The organism is Candidatus Flexifilum breve (assembly GCF_016713355.1).
Genome location: NZ_JADJPI010000004.1, coordinates 388,580 through 405,448, shown reverse-complemented (window position 1 = coordinate 405,448; position 16,869 = coordinate 388,580). Strand labels below are relative to the sequence as shown.

Annotated in this window: 13 protein-coding genes; 11 read left to right on the top strand and 2 right to left on the bottom strand. The window is 61.2% G+C overall.

Annotated features, from left to right (window positions below):
* Window positions 1-18: 18 nt before the first annotated feature.
* Window positions 19-2,472 carry an Hsp70 family protein gene (locus tag IPK17_RS02590; protein ID WP_343416108.1) on the bottom strand — a complete coding sequence of 818 codons (2,454 nt, stop codon included), beginning with the start codon at window positions 2,470-2,472 and terminating at the stop codon, window positions 19-21.
* A 111-nt stretch (window positions 2,473-2,583) separates the two neighbouring features.
* Between IPK17_RS02590 and IPK17_RS02585 the strand changes: the two genes are divergently transcribed.
* The 4 genes from IPK17_RS02585 (at window position 2,584) to IPK17_RS02570 (ending at window position 5,915) form a co-directional block, all read left to right on the top strand.
* Entirely contained in the window at window positions 2,584-2,997 is a 414-nt protein-coding gene (locus IPK17_RS02585; RefSeq protein ID WP_343416107.1) for a RidA family protein, read from the top strand.
* Window positions 2,972-3,937: an LLM class flavin-dependent oxidoreductase gene (locus tag IPK17_RS02580; protein ID WP_343416106.1), complete on the top strand. Its 966-nt coding sequence runs from the start codon at window positions 2,972-2,974 to the stop codon at window positions 3,935-3,937. Before IPK17_RS02585 ends, IPK17_RS02580 begins: the two co-directional genes overlap by 26 nt.
* A 38-nt stretch (window positions 3,938-3,975) precedes the next feature.
* The gene (locus tag IPK17_RS02575; RefSeq protein WP_343416105.1) at window positions 3,976-5,037 is read left to right on the top strand and encodes an NADH:flavin oxidoreductase/NADH oxidase; all 1,062 of its coding nucleotides are present in this window, start codon (window positions 3,976-3,978) and stop codon (window positions 5,035-5,037) included.
* An 83-nt stretch (window positions 5,038-5,120) separates the two neighbouring features.
* A complete protein-coding gene (locus tag IPK17_RS02570) occupies window positions 5,121-5,915 on the top strand; it encodes a dienelactone hydrolase family protein (RefSeq protein ID WP_343416104.1) in 795 nt (264 codons plus the stop codon).
* 57 nt (window positions 5,916-5,972) lie between these two features.
* Here IPK17_RS02570 and IPK17_RS02565 read toward each other — a convergent pair whose 3' ends face one another.
* A complete protein-coding gene (locus IPK17_RS02565; protein ID WP_343416103.1) occupies window positions 5,973-6,998 on the bottom strand; it encodes an amidohydrolase family protein in 1,026 nt (341 codons plus the stop codon).
* 92 nt (window positions 6,999-7,090) lie between these two features.
* Between IPK17_RS02565 and IPK17_RS02560 the strand changes: the two genes are divergently transcribed.
* From IPK17_RS02560 to IPK17_RS02530, 7 genes are all read left to right on the top strand, one after another.
* Window positions 7,091-8,107, top strand: a complete 1,017-nt coding sequence (locus tag IPK17_RS02560; protein WP_343416102.1) for a phosphotransferase family protein — start codon at window positions 7,091-7,093, stop codon at window positions 8,105-8,107.
* 105 nt (window positions 8,108-8,212) lie between these two features.
* On the top strand, window positions 8,213-8,467 hold the full coding sequence (locus IPK17_RS02555; protein ID WP_343416101.1) for a hypothetical protein: 255 nt from the start codon (window positions 8,213-8,215) through the stop codon (window positions 8,465-8,467).
* 149 nt (window positions 8,468-8,616) lie between these two features.
* Complete coding sequence (locus IPK17_RS02550) at window positions 8,617-10,098, top strand: hypothetical protein (RefSeq protein ID WP_343416100.1); 1,482 nt, start codon at window positions 8,617-8,619, stop codon at window positions 10,096-10,098.
* Between the two features lie 16 nt (window positions 10,099-10,114).
* Window positions 10,115-10,777, top strand: a complete 663-nt coding sequence (locus tag IPK17_RS02545; RefSeq protein WP_343416099.1) for an HAD family hydrolase — start codon at window positions 10,115-10,117, stop codon at window positions 10,775-10,777.
* Window positions 10,778-10,789: 12 nt separating this feature from the next.
* Entirely contained in the window at window positions 10,790-13,054 is a 2,265-nt protein-coding gene (locus tag IPK17_RS02540; protein WP_343416098.1) for a VIT domain-containing protein, read from the top strand.
* Between the two features lie 165 nt (window positions 13,055-13,219).
* Window positions 13,220-15,058, top strand: coding sequence for a bifunctional serine/threonine-protein kinase/formylglycine-generating enzyme family protein (locus tag IPK17_RS02535; RefSeq protein ID WP_343416097.1), 1,839 nt, complete (start codon window positions 13,220-13,222; stop codon window positions 15,056-15,058).
* Between the two features lie 135 nt (window positions 15,059-15,193).
* Entirely contained in the window at window positions 15,194-16,819 is a 1,626-nt protein-coding gene (locus IPK17_RS02530) for a bifunctional metallophosphatase/5'-nucleotidase (protein WP_343416096.1), read from the top strand.
* The last annotated feature ends 50 nt before the right edge of the window (window positions 16,820-16,869 follow it).

Here is a 16,869-nt window from a genome sequence, read left to right as displayed (position 1 = left end):
TCCCCCCTGGCGAGGGACTCAAAACGTACCGCTCCCTCCTAGGGGCGGGGTGAGGTGCCCCGCGCCCCTTCCACGAATGCGCCCGGCACGCGGGTAAGGGGGCCCCGGCTGTCGCAAGGGTCGCGGGCCCGGGAAAGCTCGCCCGGTGGACTCTGCCACCCCCCAGCTATTAAAGGCTTGTGAAACCAGTGCCCGCACGCTTTCGCCCGCTGCCACGCTGACAGTCCCGCGCGGTTTGTCGAGCTGCGCGGCGTCCACCTTGAGCATCCGCCGATCTGTCATCGCCCACAGCTCACCGTCGATCTTGGCTGCGCTCACGGTGCGTCCTTGCGCCATCTTGACGCCCGCGGTGTCCACTGCGGTTGCCGGGGCGATGTTCCCAACGCGTTGTAACACCCCAATCTGCGCCGCCATGACAAATTGATCGCCGGGGTGGTAGGCAAACGCCGCGATGATGCGATCTTCTCCGTACAGGCTCATCAGGCGACCGTTCCCGTTCGCCAGCAGCCCCACGTTGAGGCGCACGACCTTGCCCGACTGGCTGAAAGCGATGATCTCGCCGTTGGCGGGCACATCCACCAGCGCGACCGGGTCGCCTTTGATGCGTGTGATCGAATAGGGGATGGTGCCGCCGAGCTTTTCGTACAGCGCTTCGCGCGCATACAGCTTGTACGCGCCCGCCGACGTGACCAGCAGCGCGTGCTCGCTCGTACCGTGCGTCGGCGCGATCCCGCTGATCGACTCCGCGCCGAAGTCGTCACGGTGAAACTTGGCGCTCTCCGCCAGCTTCAAACCGAGTTCGCGCATCTGCGCCAGTTCGCGGACGGAGCGCGTGAGCAGGCGGTATTCGGTCGTCATGAGCACCACGGTTTGATCGGCGGGCAGGGCGAGCAGCGCCGTCACGCCGCCGGGGATCGGTGCCGCCTCCGCCAGTTGATCGGCGGGCAGTTCGGTCGCGATCACGTCGCCGTTGATGCCCACCAGCACAATCTGATCGCTCTGTTCGGGTTTCCCTTCCGTCAGGCTGATGTACTTCTTGAGCGTCTCAAAGTCGATGATCTGCGCGTTCTGCGGGCTGTCAAAGTGGCGTTCGGGCGGCAGCTCGCCGGGGTGATACGCTTTCAGACTCAGTTCGCCGCTTTCGATCCGCTGCGCCGTGATCGCCAATCCGGCGGTTACGCTGCTGAACTCGTCCAGCGCGCGCACCTTCGCCGCGCCGAACTTGCCTTCCAGCATCTGCACGAACGCGGGGATCAACGATGAACCGCCTGTGCGGATCACAACGTCGATCTCGTCCGATTGAATGCCCGCGGTCGCCAGCAGCGTGTCGAGGTAGCTATCGATCTGGCGAATCTCCGCGCTGATGATGCCCTCGAATTCCGCCCGGCTGATCTGGTCGTAGACGCTGAAGTTCGGCGCTTCCACGCGGATGTAGGCGCGGTCTGCTGAGGAGAGTTTGCGCTTGGTCGCTTCGATGATGTCGTAGATTTTGAGGCCATAGTTGCTCGAAATCAGGTGCTTGAGCGCGCGGATTTTGAGCGGCGCTTGCGACGTGCGCTCGATCTTTTCGATGTGTTCGAGCGTTTGCCGCCGCTGGAGCGTGAGCAGTTCCTGCCAGTGGGCGAAGGCTTCGTAGAAGCTGCTCGGCACAGGCAGTGTTTTGCCGTTGACACGGTAGCTGCTGCCTTCGCCGAAGTGCGGCGGCAGTTTGGCGCGCACAATCTTCTGGTCAAACACGTCGCCCGCAATCGGTAGACCGCCGTTGGCCAGCACGGCGCGCGTCGCTGGGTTGCCCACGCGGATCACGCTGATGTCGAGCGTGCCGCCGCCGAAGTCGAACACGAGCACGGTCTGTTCGCGCTGTGTTGTCGATTCGTAGTGGTAGGCGGCGGCAATCGGCTCGTACTGGAAGTAGACCTCCTCGTAGCCTGCGCGGAACGCCGAACGGAGCATGCGCTGCCACGCGACCAGATCATCTTTGGGGTTGACTGAGTAGCGCACGGGGCGACCAAGCACAATGCGCTTGATCTCCTGCCCGTAGAACTGCTCGGCACGCCGCCGGGTGATGTAGAGGTACGTGCCGACGATGTCTTCCAGCATGTAGAAGTGCTGGCCGACGACTGTTCCCAGCGTATCCAGCGAGGGCAAGCCCATCTTGAACGAAGTGAACAGCCGACCGGGGGCGAGCACGTCTTTTTCGACATGCACGTCAACGTAGAACTTGGGCAATTCCGCGAATTCCAGTGTGATTTCACCCACGCGTACCATCTCCAGGCGCACCGGGCGGTCGAGGTTTTGCTCGAAATACGTATCGATGGCCTTGCGCCCGAGGTAAATTTGCCGCTCATTGGTGATGTAGAGCGCCGTGCGCGCGACGGTCAGGTCGCCGTCGATGGGGACAAAAGATAGGTCTTTGCCGTCGTAATGGGCAATCCCGGAGTTCGTCGTGCCAAAGTCCATGCCGATGATCATGCTGTGCCTCCTTCTGAACGACTCTATGTCGCAGGCGGTTCAGACCGTGCCAAATAGGGTATCATCAACGACTTCACTTGCAGAGACGGAATGTCGATTGGGAGAGAAGAAATGCGCCAGAACATTTCGAGCGGGACGCCGTGGGAAGCCAAAGTCGGGTATTCGCGGGCGGTGCGGGTCGGCAACATCGTCCATGTGTCCGGCACGACGGCCAGCGATGAAGCGGGAAACGTCCACGGCATTGGCGACCCGTATGCGCAGTCTGTGTACATCTTCAAGAAGATCGAAAACGCGCTGACGCAGGCGGGCGCGACGTTGGCTGATGTCGTGCGCGTGCGCATGTACGTGACCGACATCAGCCGCTGGGAAGAAGTCGGGCGGGCGCACGGTGAAGTCTTTGCGAACATTCGCCCCGTCTCGACCATGGTCGAGGTGCGCGCGCTGGTCTCGCCGGAGCACATGGTCGAAATCGAAGTTGAGGCCATCATCGGAGCAGGCGATGAAATTCAGCCTCCGCCTCAATAACGACTTGCCCGTCGCCGAGTATGTGCGTATTGCGCAGGCGGCAGAACGGGCGGGCTTCGATCAGATTTGGGTGAGCGATGACCTCTTTTTGCGCAGCGCCCCGGTGATCCTGTCGGCGGTCGCGGTCGCTACCAGTCGGATCGAGATCGGGACGTGCATCGTCAACCCGTATACGCTGCACCCCGCCGAAATGGCGATGATGGCGGCCACGCTCGACGAGCTGTCGGGCGGGCGCTTCAATCTCGGGCTGTCGTCGGGCGCGGCGGAATTCCTCAAATGGATCGATATCACGCCGGAGAAGCCGCTCACAGCGGTGACCGAGTGCGTTCGGGCGATCAACGCGCTGTTCAACGGCGAACCCGTGCCCGGTTGGGAAACCGACGCCTATTTACGCTTCCAGCCGCGGCGCCGCGTGCCGATCTACATCGGCGCGATGAGCCCCAACATGCTCAAGGCGATTGGCGAGATCGCGGATGGTGGTCTACCGCTGCTGTTCCCGCCGGAACACTACGAAACCGTGCTGCCACTCATTCAGGCAGGGGCGGCCAAGGCGGGACGTGATCTATCCGAGATCGATGTGGCGGCCTGTATCTGGTGCTGCATCGGCGACGATGACGGCCCGCTGCGCGAGAAAATCGCCTACTATGGGCACGCGCTCAGCCCGTTGATCTGGGAGCGCCTCGGATTGACGCGCGAAGATTTCAGCGGCATCGAACAGGCGGTGATGACCGAACGCGATATGGAGAAGGCGAAACGTCTGGTCACGCCGGCCATGCTGCGCATTGGCATCGTCGGCTCGACCGCGGACGTGATCGCGCGCATGGAGAAACTGGCCGCGCTCGGCGTCACGCACATGAGTTTTGGCCCGCCGCTCGGCAGCGATGTGCTGGCCGCGGTGGAAGCGTTAGGCCGGGACGTGATTCCGCATTTCCGGCGGTAGAATAGTCGGCGGTTAGTCACATACATTGAGGTCATTGCATGAGTCACTTGTTTGAACCGTTGACGATTCGCGGCATTACGCTCCGAAATCGCCTTGGGGTGTCGCCGATGTGCATGTACAGCGCGGATGACGGCTGCGCGAATGATTGGCATCTGGTGCATTATGGTGCGCGGGCGGCAGGCGGCGCGGCGCTGGTCATTGTCGAGGCGACGGCTGTCGAAGCGCGCGGGCGCATCTCGCCTTACGATGTCGGTCTGTGGCACGACGGGCAGATCGAACCATTGGCGCGGGTGACGCGCTTCATGCGGTCGCAGGGCGCGGTCGCCGGAATTCAACTGGCACATGCCGGGCGCAAGGCCGGGACGGCTCGACCGTGGGATGGCGGTAAGCCGCTCAGCGATGAGCAGGGTGGGTGGGATGTCGTTGCGCCGAGTGCGCTTGCCTTCACCGACGACTACCGGACGCCGCACGAACTGAGCGTCGTCGAAATCGCGGAGATTGTGGCGCAGTTCGGTGCGGCGGCGCAGCGCGCGGACGCCGCGGGCTTCCAGTGGATCGAGATCCACGCGGCGCATGGCTATCTGCTGCATGAATTTCTCTCGCCGATCAGCAATCAGCGCACGGATGCGTACGGCGGCAGTTTTGACAACCGGGTGCGCATCGTAATCGAGGTCGCGCGGGCGATTCGCCGCGTATGGTCCGATGATAAGCCGCTCGGTATTCGCTTCTCCGCGACCGATTGGACGCCGGAAGGGTGGACGATTGAGGACTCAGTCGACCTGGCAAAACGACTCAAGGGCGAAGGCGTGGATCTGGTCGATTGCAGTTCGGGCGGGATTGCCGCCGGGATCAAGATTCCGGTGGGTTCGGGCTATCAAGTGCCGCTGGCGGAACAGGTGCGCCACGGCGCCGGGATCGCGACGGCGGCGGTTGGCCTGATCACCGATTCCAGCCATGCCGACGAAATCATCAGCAATGGCCGCGCGGACATGGTGTTCTTGGCGCGGGAACTGCTGCGCGATCCGCAGTGGGTGCTGCGCGCGGCACAGCGCCTGCACCAGCCAATCCCCTGCCCGCCGCAGTATCACCGGGCGTACTAGCCGCCGAATAATCCACGTTTCTTCACGTGAGATTCACCTAATCCCCGTACACTCGCTCAAAACAAGTGAAACGGGGATATTTTATGCTGCGTAGAGTCTTACTGGGTCTCGGAATCGTGATTGGCGTACTGCTGGTCGCGGTGGTCGGTGTTGTGGTGGGTGATAGTCAGGCGTTTGAGATGGCTGGGGATGTGACTAACGTCGAATACCCAGCGGCAGACGGCACAACGCTCGTCGGATATCTCGCGCAGCCGGAGGCCGCCTCAGAGCCGCGTCCGGCGGTGCTCATGGTGCATGAGTGGTGGGGTTTGAACGCCGAAATCGCCGAGATGGCCGATATTCTGGCGGAGCAGGGGTATGTTGTGCTGGCGCCAGACACCTATCGCGGGCGCGTGGCGACGACGGTGCCCGGCGCGCTGGCGCTCCGCATTAGCGCGGACAAAGCGCGTGTTGACAGCGATATACAGGCCGCCTTTGACCATCTCGCCAGCCTGCCGAACGTCGATCCGACCCGCATCGCTGTGATGGGGTTCTGTTACGGCGGGGGAGTCGCGCTGCGGCATGGTGTCGCTAATGCGGAGATCGTCGCGACGATCAACCTATACGGTGACACGATTGACGATCCGACGGATTTCGGCGCGTTGCTGACCAACGGGCGTCCCGTGCTCGGCGTCTTCGGCGCGGAAGATGCGCAAATTCCGGTGAGCGAAGCCAATGCCTTCGATGCGGCGCTGGATGCGGCCGGGATTCCCAACGAAGTGACGATCTATCCGGGTGTGGGGCATGCGTTCGTCAACCCGCACACCATCGATGAGGGCGCGGCGCGGGATGCATGGGCGCAGATCACGGCCTTCCTCGCTGACAATCTCAGCGGCTAGGTCACGCCATGCGTGTCGGGGCAGGCTCTGGTCTGCCCCGGTTCGTTATCCTGCGAGCTAAAGCTTGAGCAGTCGTTCCGCGTTCGTTCGGTAGACCTTGAGCAGCACATCATCCGGCAGATGCAGCCCGTAGATTTGCCAGCGGCCTTGCCCGGGTACGTCTCCCAGTCCATACGAGAAGTATTCGTCGTCCGTCTCCAAAAAGCGGTACAGCAGACGATAGTAGTCGACACTCGGCGAGGCGTCCGCGCCGAACACAATGCGATCCGCGTATTGGAGGAAGAAGCGTCGCGCGCTGTACGGCTGACGGCCTAACTCGCTGATGCGCGCGCTGAAGTCGACGTTGAAATTCGGGCAGCGATCCATGAGCGCCCCGACCCACGCCAGGTTTTCGGAATAGCAGCCGACGTGCGCGCCGATGAACGTCGTCTGCGGATGCCGTGTGACGAGGCTCGCCAGTCCTTCCAGAATGGTGAGGAAGGCGGGGTAGGGCGGACTCGGGAAATGCCAGTCAGGATGGTTGCCGAGTTCTTCCCAGCGTTCATTGTATTGATCGATGGGGTCAAAGAAGGCGACCGGGTCAGCCACATGGATCAGTACCGGGAAGCCCAGTTCCCCGGCGGTCTGCCAGAGCGGATCGAGCCGCGCATCGTCGACGGCGACCAAATTTCCATGCTGGTCGCGCACGTGCAAACCGAACGGTTTCCAGATCTTCAAACCTTGCGCGCCCCACGACGCTTGTACACGCAAGCGATCCGCCGCCTGTTCGCCAAAGTGATCATCCTGCCACTGCGACCAGTCGACGCCGCCAAAGCATTGAAACCGTTCGGGCGCGGCGGCCTTGAAGTGATCAAGATGCTGCTGCAGTTTGGCCTCACCCCAACCGCCATCTAGATCGACAACTAACTGCACATCGGCGGCGTCCAGCACGTCCAGCAGGTCGCTGACCGGGCGCGCGTCCCAATCCCCGCCGAACGGCGGCGACAGGTGATTGTGCGCGTCGATGGCGCGAAAACGCGGCCGCTCGACCACCGTGTGTTTGACTTCGAGGCGCGGGCGCGGTTGAAAATCGCTGAGCTGCATGGAATCCTCCACTGGGGACGCTGCCAGACGGGCAGGAACACGGAAAACCAGATTGTACCGAGTATAATCTGAGCGGAACACAAGGAGCGCTTATGGACATCGAACAACCGGATCAACTGTTTGCTTATCTGCGGGAACTGGGGCGCATCACGGCCGACTCACAACCGACGATGCGCGTGTTGGAAGGCGGCGTGTCGAACAAAACCGTGTGGCTGGATTTGCCCGATGGCCGCGCCTGGGTGATCAAGCAGTGCCTGCCCAAACTGCGCGTCGCCGTCGATTGGTTCACCAAGCCGGAACGCATTCATCATGAGGCACTCGCACTCACCATCCTACCGCGCATGACGCCCGCCGGCACGATCCCGCTGATCATTTTTGAGGATGAGCCGAACTACATCCTCGCGATGGAAGCCGTACCCCAACCGCACGAAAACTGGAAAAAGCTGCTGCTGACCGGCCGCGTCGATCTGCGCCATGTCGATCAGTTTGGGCGGCTGCTTGGCACGATCCACCGCTTATCCGGGCAGCACCTCGACGACATTCGCCGCGACGCGCCGGAGTTCTTCAACCGGGAGTTCTACGAAACGCTGCGGCTGGAAGCCTACTATCTCTATACCGGGAAGCAGGTGCCAGAAGTCGCGGCGTTCATCCAGCGGGTGGTGGAGGATACACGCGCCGTGCAGCGGACGCTCGTGCACGGCGACTTCAGTCCAAAGAACATCCTCGTTTATCAGGATCGGCTCATTCTGCTTGATCATGAAGTGATTCATGTGGGCGAACCCGCGTTTGATGTCGGTTTCTCGCTGACGCATTTGCTGAGCAAAGCGCATCACCTGCCGGAGCACCGCGCGACCTTTGCCGAAGCCGCTCGCTTATATTGGCGGACGTATGTCGAAACCTTAGGGCCAGTCGACTGGCTTGAGGGGTACGAAGATCGGTGCGTTGAGCACACGCTGGCCTGTTTGCTGGCACGGGTGGCGGGACGGTCGCCGTTGGAGTACATGAACGCCGCGGAGCGGGCGCACCAGCGCGCCATCGTCGTCGACCTGATCGGAAACCGACCCGCGTCAATGCCGGGCTTGATTGATGCGTACATAGGAATGTTATGACGCGCTGCAAAATTGACGAATTATTCACACCTTACTTCATCAATTTTGGGGGTGACTGTGCTAGATTGAGTTAATAGTCGGTAACATTCCACAGAAGGACTGACAATGCGTCCGATCACGCGCCCACAGCAGAGAACTAACGTCGAAGACAGTGTCTGGGATTTGATCGCTCCGGCAGTGCCGGACTGCTTAGAACACCTTGGCGGCGGCGTCTATCAGGCCGTCTGGTGGAAGCCCGTTCCGGTGATGGATGTCGAAATTCTGCGCCGGCAGGCCGATATCGAAGTCGTAGCGGAACCCTTTGAGCCTAAGAATCTGCCCGGCGGTGTTGCGGTGCGTTTTTGGTTAACACCCCAGTAGGTGACAGGACTTTAGTACTAAAAGGGAAAGTAATTACTAAATCTCGTAAATCGATTACATTCCTCACGGTATAGATTTACGAAGTTCATATTATGATCAAGATCTGATGGCACTCCGCCCCCAGTGTTTGTGCATGGAAGGATGGCTCAGTGACACCGAATCTTGGTCAAAGCACTTTGCTGGCGCATGAAATCAAGATGCTCGTTCGCGACCTTGGTCGGGGCCGAGTCTATGGCGTAGCCTATGACACGGCTTGGGTTGCTCGACTTGCGGGACGCTATAGCGATTTTGAGTTTTCGCTCGAATGGCTGCGTCGCAACCAATATGAAGATGGTACGTGGGGTGCGCCCTACGTTCACTATCACGATCGTTTCATTTCCACGCTCGCGGCGATAGTGGCGCTGCGTGAAGTGGGCACGCACCCCCGTGACAAACGCCGCGTCAAGCGCGGTGAAGACGCCCTGTGGAAGCTGGTTGGTCATCTCGGCAAAGATGATAGTGACACCGTCGGTTTTCCCATCCTGTCTACCTCCCTAGCCCAAGAAGCCGAAAAACTCGGTCTCGACGTGCCGCAGCCTCCGGTTCGGTACGCCGCGCCGTATAAGAAAAAAGTTGCCGCGCTGATCGACTCGCCGGTCCGCCCATGGCGTCAAAGCACCATCACGTTCTCATTAGAAGCGCTGCGTCATGCCGTCAGCCAGCACGATGATGTGCTGGAAGCCAATTATTCGGTGAGCATTTCACCGGCGGCGACGGCTGCTTATCTATTGCAGCATTCCCACGAGGGAGCGGTCGATTATCTGCGGGATCTGATGACCGACGACGGGACTGGTGGTATCCCGGCGTTCGGACGGATCGACATTTTTGAAATGCTCTGGACTTTGATGAAGCTCGTGCTGACGGGAACCGTTCAGCCCAACGACCGGGATGTGCAGGAAATCCTCGCTGTATTGGCGTCGCGCTGGTCGCCGGAGTATGGCATCAGCTACTCGACGCATTTCCCGGTGGTCGATATTGACGATACTGCGGCCACTTACATGCTGTTGAAGTGGGGCGGTTACGACGTCAGCGCTGATGTGTTCAAGTATTACGAGAAAGATGATCACTTCTGCTGCTATCAGGGCGAAACGAATCCGTCGGCGAGTACACATTTGCGTTTGCTGCAGGCGCTGCAGTACGCGCAGGATCACCCCATGTACGAAACGTGGGTGCAGAAGATCGTGACCGCGCTCAAGCGCTTTGACGAGAATGGCTCGTTCTGGTCGGATAAGTGGCATACGTCACCGTACTACGTCAGCAACGTGGCGATCCACGCGCTGCGCGGCGTCGATGATAACCTCGCGTCCTCGCGCCTCAAGTGGATTCTCAAAACGCAGAACGATGATGGCGGCTGGGGCTATCTCGGCGACTCTACGCCCGAAGAGACGGCCTACGCGCTGGAGTCGCTGCTGACGTGGAACAGCACGGTCGAACGCATTGATCCGTCCATCATGGACGAGGCGGCGCGCTTCCTGACCGATCACCTGCACGATACGACGTACGTCCCGTTGTGGATCAGCAAGGGGTTGTATACGCCGCATAACATCGTCCGGGCGGCGATTTTGAGCGTCTTGTACCAGTACCACGCGTGAACCGAATGGCTGTGGTATGAAGATTACGAGCTGGTTCTTTGATTTCGACGACACGTTGGCGACTGCCCAGCTCACGTGGGCGCTGAACACGGCGCTGCCCAAACTCATCCAGACGTATGCGCTGCCAGCCGACCCCGAGCGGCTCGCCCGGGCTGTGCTGGCGGCGCAGCAGCGCTGGAGTGTCAACGACCACTTTCAGGGCGTCCTCAGCGGCTTGTTTGAGGACATGGGCTGGTCCGATGAACTGCAGGCCGTCTTCGCGAAAGACCTGCGTTCCAGCTACCAACCGGTGCTCTTTGACGACGCACTGGAATTGCTGCGCGCCCTCAATCAGAAGGGGCATTTGGTTTACGTCATCTCGAATAACCTGATCGCGCCCTCAAACGCGCGTGATCTGGGGCTCGCGGCCCACGTGCGCGAAATCTTTACGCCGCACATGTTCCCCGGCGCGAAACGCAAACCGCATCCAAGTCTCTGGCAGGCCATCCTCAACCGCTATCCGGTATTACACACCACCACCCCCGTATTTGTAGGGGATGATCCGTGGACAGATGGTGCTTTTGCCGAAGCTTGTGGCATGATGTGTTGGTTAGTCGATCGTCCGGGGCGCATGGCGTCACTCTATCAGACAACACCGTACCGGTGGGTGAGGTCGCTGCGCGAAATCCCGATCACGTAACTTGGAGGCCCTATGTCTGAAGAGTTCTCGCTCGGCGCGCTCATCCTTGTCCAAGCAGATCAACCCGCATCACCGCTCCCGCTCGAACTCACGACGGTGAGCGGTGACATCGTCGGCGGTGCGGCCACCGTGCGCGTCGCCCAACGGTTCGGTAACCCCTTTAAACACCCGATTGAGGTCGAATACCTATTTCCGCTCCCCCATGAAGCGGCCATCAGCGACTATGCCATCACGATTGGTACGCGCCGCATTCAAGCGCAGGTGCGCGAACGCGAGGCGGCACGGCAAGCGTATGCTGACGCCCAGGCCGAAGGCAAACGCGCCAGCCTGCTTGAACAGCAGCGCCCGAACCTATTCACTATCCGTGTGGCCAATATTCAACCCGGCGAAAAGATTCTGTGTGAAGTTCAATATGATGAGGTACTGACCTTCAAAGACGGTCAATACGAATTTGTCTTCCCCATGGGCCTCACGCCGCGCTATCACACGCCGACGCTGCCGCATCCCGCTGCGGTCGATGCGCCGTTGGCCGCGCCCGATGCGCCCATCGGACCCGTAGAAGTAACGCTCAATTTGCGCGGCGCTTTTGCCGACCCGGTGAGCCCAACGCATCCACTCGTCGTGGCGCGCGGTGAACCGATTACTGTCACGCTGGCGGGAAAGCACATCCCCAACAAGGATTTTGTTATGCGCTTTGCGGCGGCGGTAGATACGGTTCGCCCGCAAGCGTGGGCGACCATCGATGATGGCGGCAGTGAAATCGCGCTGCTGAGTGTGCAGCCGCCGCGCTCGACCGGGCAGGCGGTCGCCGCACAGCGCGAATTCGTGTTCGTGATCGACCGCTCCGGTTCGATGGGTGGCGATCCGATGGTTCAGGCCCGTAACGCGCTGAAGACCTGTTTGCGCATGCTCGGCGCCGACGACCGCTTCTGGATTCTCGTGTTCGATGACCAGTTGGAATGGTTCGCGCGCGTGGCGATGGCCATCACACAGGAGACGGTCGACGCGGCGGATCGCTGGATCGACGAGGTGGATGCGCGTGGCGGTACCGAAATCCTCGGCGCGATCAGCGCCGCGCTCGCTTTGCCCGTCGATGCGGAACGGCGGCGCTATGTGGTCTTCCTGACCGACGGCGCGGTCTCCGCGGAGGACGCGGCCCTGCGGGAAGTCACGGCGAAGCGGGGCAGTGCGCGGATCTTCACGTTTGGGCTGGGGCCGTCCGTCAATCGCTACCTGATCGACAAGATGGCGGCGCTCGGACGTGGTTGGGCAGAGTTCCTCGGCGTGGATGACGATATCGAGAAGGCGATCACACGCTTTCAGGATCGCGTGAGCTATCCTGCGCTCGAAGACATCACGCTGGAATGGCATGGCGCGAACGCGTGGGACACGTACCCGAACCATATGCCCGATCTGTATGTGGGCGCGCCTCTGGAGATCATCACACGCTTGGCGCGGCAGGGCGAGGGCGCCGTCACGCTGATGATTCGCGGTCAGCGGGGCGGAGAGCCTGTCGAGTTCAGCGCGGATGTGCCGCCCGGCAATCTGCCGCTGCTGCGGCGCTTGTGGGCGCGGGCGCGCATTGAGGCCTTGAGCATGCAGCTTGCCGACCTCGAAGCCGCACGCCAGCAGATCATTGAGCTGGCGCTCAAATATGGACTCGCGAGTCGGCATACCTCGTTTGTCGCCATTGACAGCGAAGTCACGACGGGCGGGAAAGACCAGCTCGTGCAAGTTGCCTTGCCGCTGCCTGAAGGTCTGCGCTATGAGGGCTTTGGCGCGGCAGGTGGTGCGGCTGGCGCTGCGCTGCACTTCGCCATGAGCGCGCCGCCTCCTGCACCCAGACCCATTGTTCGGTCTGACCGCGAGGCTGGGAACCACTTCTTCAGGAAGCGGAGCGCCCCGGCGGCGCGTGCCCAGTCCAGCGCGGACTTTGAGCCGGAATATGAGCGCGCGATCACGCTGCCGCCGCTGGACGAGCGCGAAGAACTCAAGCAGATTTTCACCGCCAACAACGGACAGCCGGAGATTTTGGTCAAGCTGTTGGCGCGTAAGCAAAAGATCAACGGGAGCTGGGCGGACGATGCGCAGTTGACCGCTGACGCGCTGGCGGCCTTCATGCAGGCCGGGCACACGACGGTCGCGGGAGATTACCGGGTGCAGCTGCGTAAGGCGGCCCAGTGGTTGGCACAGGCGATCAAGGATGGGCGCGCGGGCGCTGAGGCCGAGGCGGTGCTGAGCGCGTTGAGCGCGCAGACCGGAGAAACTTTCCTATGAACGGCACGGATTCGGATTGAGTTGAGACCCGCATCCGGGACGCGCAACCGCGTCCCGGATGCCTGCCTAACCTTGTGCCAAAAGTGGGCGGTTTTGCGCTATACTCCTCAGCAGCAGACAACAATGCTCAGACCTCACTGATACGAACACAAGGCGAAAACGTGGATGAACGACTTGATCGGTCGTGAAATAGGTCAGTACAAAATCACATCGCTGTTGGGGTGGGGCACGTCGGCGGCGGTGTATCTGGCGCAGCAGTTGAATGCGTTTGAGCGTCCGGTGGCGATTAAGGTCATCCGGGCTGAGCTGATCGGTCAAGGCGACTTCGCGCGGCGCTTGGAACAGGAAGCGCGTACGATTGCCACGCTGCGGCATACTCACATCCTCCGGTTAATCGAGTACATCAATCAGGGTAATCTGGTATGCCTTGTGATGGACTATTTGCCTGGAGGCAACCTCGAAAGCCTTATCAGCGAGGGCACGCTGACCATCGAGCGCACGGATCGCCTTGCCGCGCAGATTGCCGACGCGCTGGATTATGCCCACAACCAGAACATCATCCATCGCGATTTGAAGCCACAAAATGTGCTGCTGGACGAAGCCGGCAACGCCGTGCTCAGCGATTTCGGCATTGCCAAGCTGTTGAGCGGTTCAACCAACCTCACGCAGACAGGCGCGATTGTCGGCACGCCATCGTATATGTCGCCGGAACAGTGGAAAGGGCTGCCGCTCGACCGCCGCTCCGATATCTACGCCTTCGGGATTCTCGTCTACGAAATGCTCACGGGCGTGCTGCCATTTCAGGCGGAGTCCGCCAGCAGCATGATGTATAAGCACCTGACCGAACGCCCCTCCCCGGTTGAGGCATTTCGAACCGGGCTGCCCGCGGCGGTCAATGCGGTGCTGCTGCGCGCGCTCGCGAAAGAGCCCGATGATCGCTATGCGACCGCGGGTGAGCTTTACCGTGAATTGCACCTCGCCCTGTTTGCGCCAGAAGGCGCGGCGCTGCACGATATGACGCGGTCGACGCTGCACAAGCCGCCGCCCGTCGACGATGCGCTGGTCACATCGGAGATGATGCGGGTTGTCCCGGTCAACCCACGGCGGCGCATTCCGCTGGTGCCGCTGGTCGCCGGTTTGATCGCAGTGGTGGCGCTCGGAGTCGTCCTCGTCGTGACACAGTTCGGCGCGCCACCCGAGCCGACACCGACGGTTGTGCCCACGGCGGCGCGTGTTGCCGGGCAGAATCGTACGGACGAACGCGGTGTGCAGCAGGTTTTTGTGCCTGAGGGCTGCTTCCAGATGGGCAGCGATATCCGCGTCGATTCACGCGCCTTTGACAACGAAGAACCCGCGCATGAGGTGTGCCTCACGGGTTTTTGGCTCGACATTTATGAGGTTACGAACGGACAGTTTCAGGCGTTCGTTGACGATGGCGGCTATACGACCGAAAGCTGGTGGTCGCCAGAGGGCTGGGCGTGGGTGCAGCAGAATGGATTCGTCGGCCCGGAAAATCGCGGCGGTGAACTGGTGCCGGAAGCGCCGCGCTCCAATTTAAGCTGGTACGAGGCGGATGCGTATGCGCGCTGGCGCGGTGGACGCTTGCCGACCGAAGCGGAATGGGAATATGCGGCGCGTGGCGCGGACAATCTGATTTATGTGTGGGGGAACGGTTGGTCGAACGGCTACAGTGTCGTCAACGAAACGTCAACCGGCGGCGTGAACTTTGTGGCGCCATTGGGCGGTGGTTCGCGCACGCTGGATCGCAGTTGGAGCGGCGTGTTTGACCTCGTCGGCAATGTGAGCGAGTGGGTCAACGATTGGTTTGGCGACTATCCCGCCGAGGCGGTGCAAGACCCGCTGGGGCCAAGCGAGGGCACGCAGCGCGTGGTCCGCGGCGGCAACTTCAACAGTTCGCCGGAGGCGGCGCGGTTGGCAATTCGCGTGTCGCGCGATCCGGGGCGACGCAGTCCGTCGGTGGGCGTTCGCGTCGCTACCCCATAACCGCGCAGATCGCCGCCCTTAGGATCATCGTATATACTGTAATAATTGGTCAAACCTTAAAACAGGCGGCTTGGGTTTCATCGTACAATCGGTGACGCTCTGAACCGTGCTCTTTTGGCGCTGAGGATGAAACCTATGGTCCGTCGACTCACCGTCCTACTCCTAATTACTGGCCTGTGCATCGGGGTCATCCCGATGAGCGCGCAGTCCGCGTTCACGCTTACCGTTTTACACACCAATGATACGCGCGCCAATCATCTGCCGGATGCCGACGATGTCGGCGGCGCCGCCCGCGCCGCGACCGTCATCAAGCAGCTGCGCGACGCGGTCGACAACAGCTTGCTCGTGGATGCGGGTGGGCGCTTCACCGGAACGCTCTTTCATCGCGTGTACGCCGGGCAGGATAACGTACAGATTATGAATGCGCTGGGTTACCAGGCGATGGTGCTCGGCAGTCCGGAATTTGACAATGGCGATCAGACGCTGGCGCAGTTCATCCGGAATGTGAATTTCCCTGTGCTTGGCGCAAATATTGACGCCAGCGAGTCCGATGTGCTGGCCGACCTCATTCAGCCTTCGGCAATTGTCGACGTGAATGGCACAGCGGTCGGCGTGATTGGCGTCACGACGGCGGATGCGCCGCGCGTGTCCTCGCCGGGGCGGGATCTCATCTTCTCGCCGGACTACCGCGGCAGCGTCCAGGCGCAGGTTGACGCGCTGACCGAGCAGGGCATCAACAAGATCATTTTGCTGTCGTATCTCGGCTATGATGAAGACCTCGCTTTAGCACCGGAACTGCGCGGCGTGGATCTGATTGTCGGCGGCAATACACGCACACTGTTGAGTAACACGGATGCCGAGGCCGCCGGGCCGTATCCCGCGGTCACAGCAGGCGCCGACGGCGCCCCGATCCTGATCGTGCAGTCGGGCGGCGGCGCCCGCGGTGAACTGCGCTTCCTCGGACGCATCGACTTAACGTTTGATGCCGAGGGCGTCCTCATCGATTGGTCGGGGGATACTATCCTGCTTGCCAGCAGTATCCGTCCCGATCCCGATATCGTCGCGCTCATCGATGATCTCAACGAGCAGGTGCAAATCGAACGCGCGCGCCCGGTGCGGACACTCACAGGTGAGCAGGTCCTCGTCGCCGCCGATTATACGGTCGACGACTGCCGCATCCGCGAGTGTGAACTGGGGAATCTGGTCGCCGATGGGTTACGCTGGCGCATGGGGACCGATCTCGCGCTGGTGAATGGGGGTTCGATGCGCGGTGGTCTCGCCTCAGGGGCGCTGACGCGCGGGAGCATCCTCGAATTCCTGCCGTTCAGCAACCGGGTGAGCACGTTCCGCGTGCGCGGCTCTGATCTGGTCTTGGCGCTGGAAAATGGCGTCTCGCGCGTGGGGGAATCCAGTGGTACCGGGCGCTTCCCGCAAATTTCGGGTCTGCGCTACAGCTACGATCTCAGTCAACCCGTGTTCAGCCGCATTGTCAGCGTAGAGATGCTCAGCGCTGATGGCACGAGCTACGAGCCGCTCGACCCGAACGCGTTGTATACGATTGCCACCAATGATTTTATGCGCAAGGGTGGGGATGGGTATCAGGTGTTTGCGGATCGGGGGATTGATGCCATCGATACGACCGTGTTCTTCGATGACGTCTTCGAGTCGTATGTCCGTGAACATAGTCCGCTAAGCCCGACCCTAGAAGACCGCATCACTTTGGTCGAAAGCGCCGAAACCACCCCTACACCGGGATCGTAAACCGCCTGCTGTCGGGAGGCACGTGCGTGCCTCCCGACAGTTTGATTCCT

Coding starts and splice junctions, on each gene's coding strand:
- IPK17_RS02545 (WP_343416099.1), top strand. CDS start 10,115: ATGAAGATTACGAGCTGGTTCTTTGATTTCGACGACACGTTGGCGACT.
- IPK17_RS02560 (WP_343416102.1), top strand. CDS start 7,091: ATGGACATCGAACAACCGGATCAACTGTTTGCTTATCTGCGGGAACTG.
- IPK17_RS02570 (WP_343416104.1), top strand. CDS start 5,121: ATGCTGCGTAGAGTCTTACTGGGTCTCGGAATCGTGATTGGCGTACTG.
- IPK17_RS02540 (WP_343416098.1), top strand. CDS start 10,790: ATGTCTGAAGAGTTCTCGCTCGGCGCGCTCATCCTTGTCCAAGCAGAT.
- IPK17_RS02580 (WP_343416106.1), top strand. CDS start 2,972: ATGAAATTCAGCCTCCGCCTCAATAACGACTTGCCCGTCGCCGAGTAT.
- IPK17_RS02530 (WP_343416096.1), top strand. CDS start 15,194: ATGGTCCGTCGACTCACCGTCCTACTCCTAATTACTGGCCTGTGCATC.
- IPK17_RS02535 (WP_343416097.1), top strand. CDS start 13,220: ATGAACGACTTGATCGGTCGTGAAATAGGTCAGTACAAAATCACATCG.
- IPK17_RS02575 (WP_343416105.1), top strand. CDS start 3,976: ATGAGTCACTTGTTTGAACCGTTGACGATTCGCGGCATTACGCTCCGA.
- IPK17_RS02590 (WP_343416108.1), bottom strand. CDS start 2,472: ATGATCATCGGCATGGACTTTGGCACGACGAACTCCGGGATTGCCCAT.
- IPK17_RS02565 (WP_343416103.1), bottom strand. CDS start 6,998: ATGCAGCTCAGCGATTTTCAACCGCGCCCGCGCCTCGAAGTCAAACAC.
- IPK17_RS02555 (WP_343416101.1), top strand. CDS start 8,213: ATGCGTCCGATCACGCGCCCACAGCAGAGAACTAACGTCGAAGACAGT.
- IPK17_RS02585 (WP_343416107.1), top strand. CDS start 2,584: ATGCGCCAGAACATTTCGAGCGGGACGCCGTGGGAAGCCAAAGTCGGG.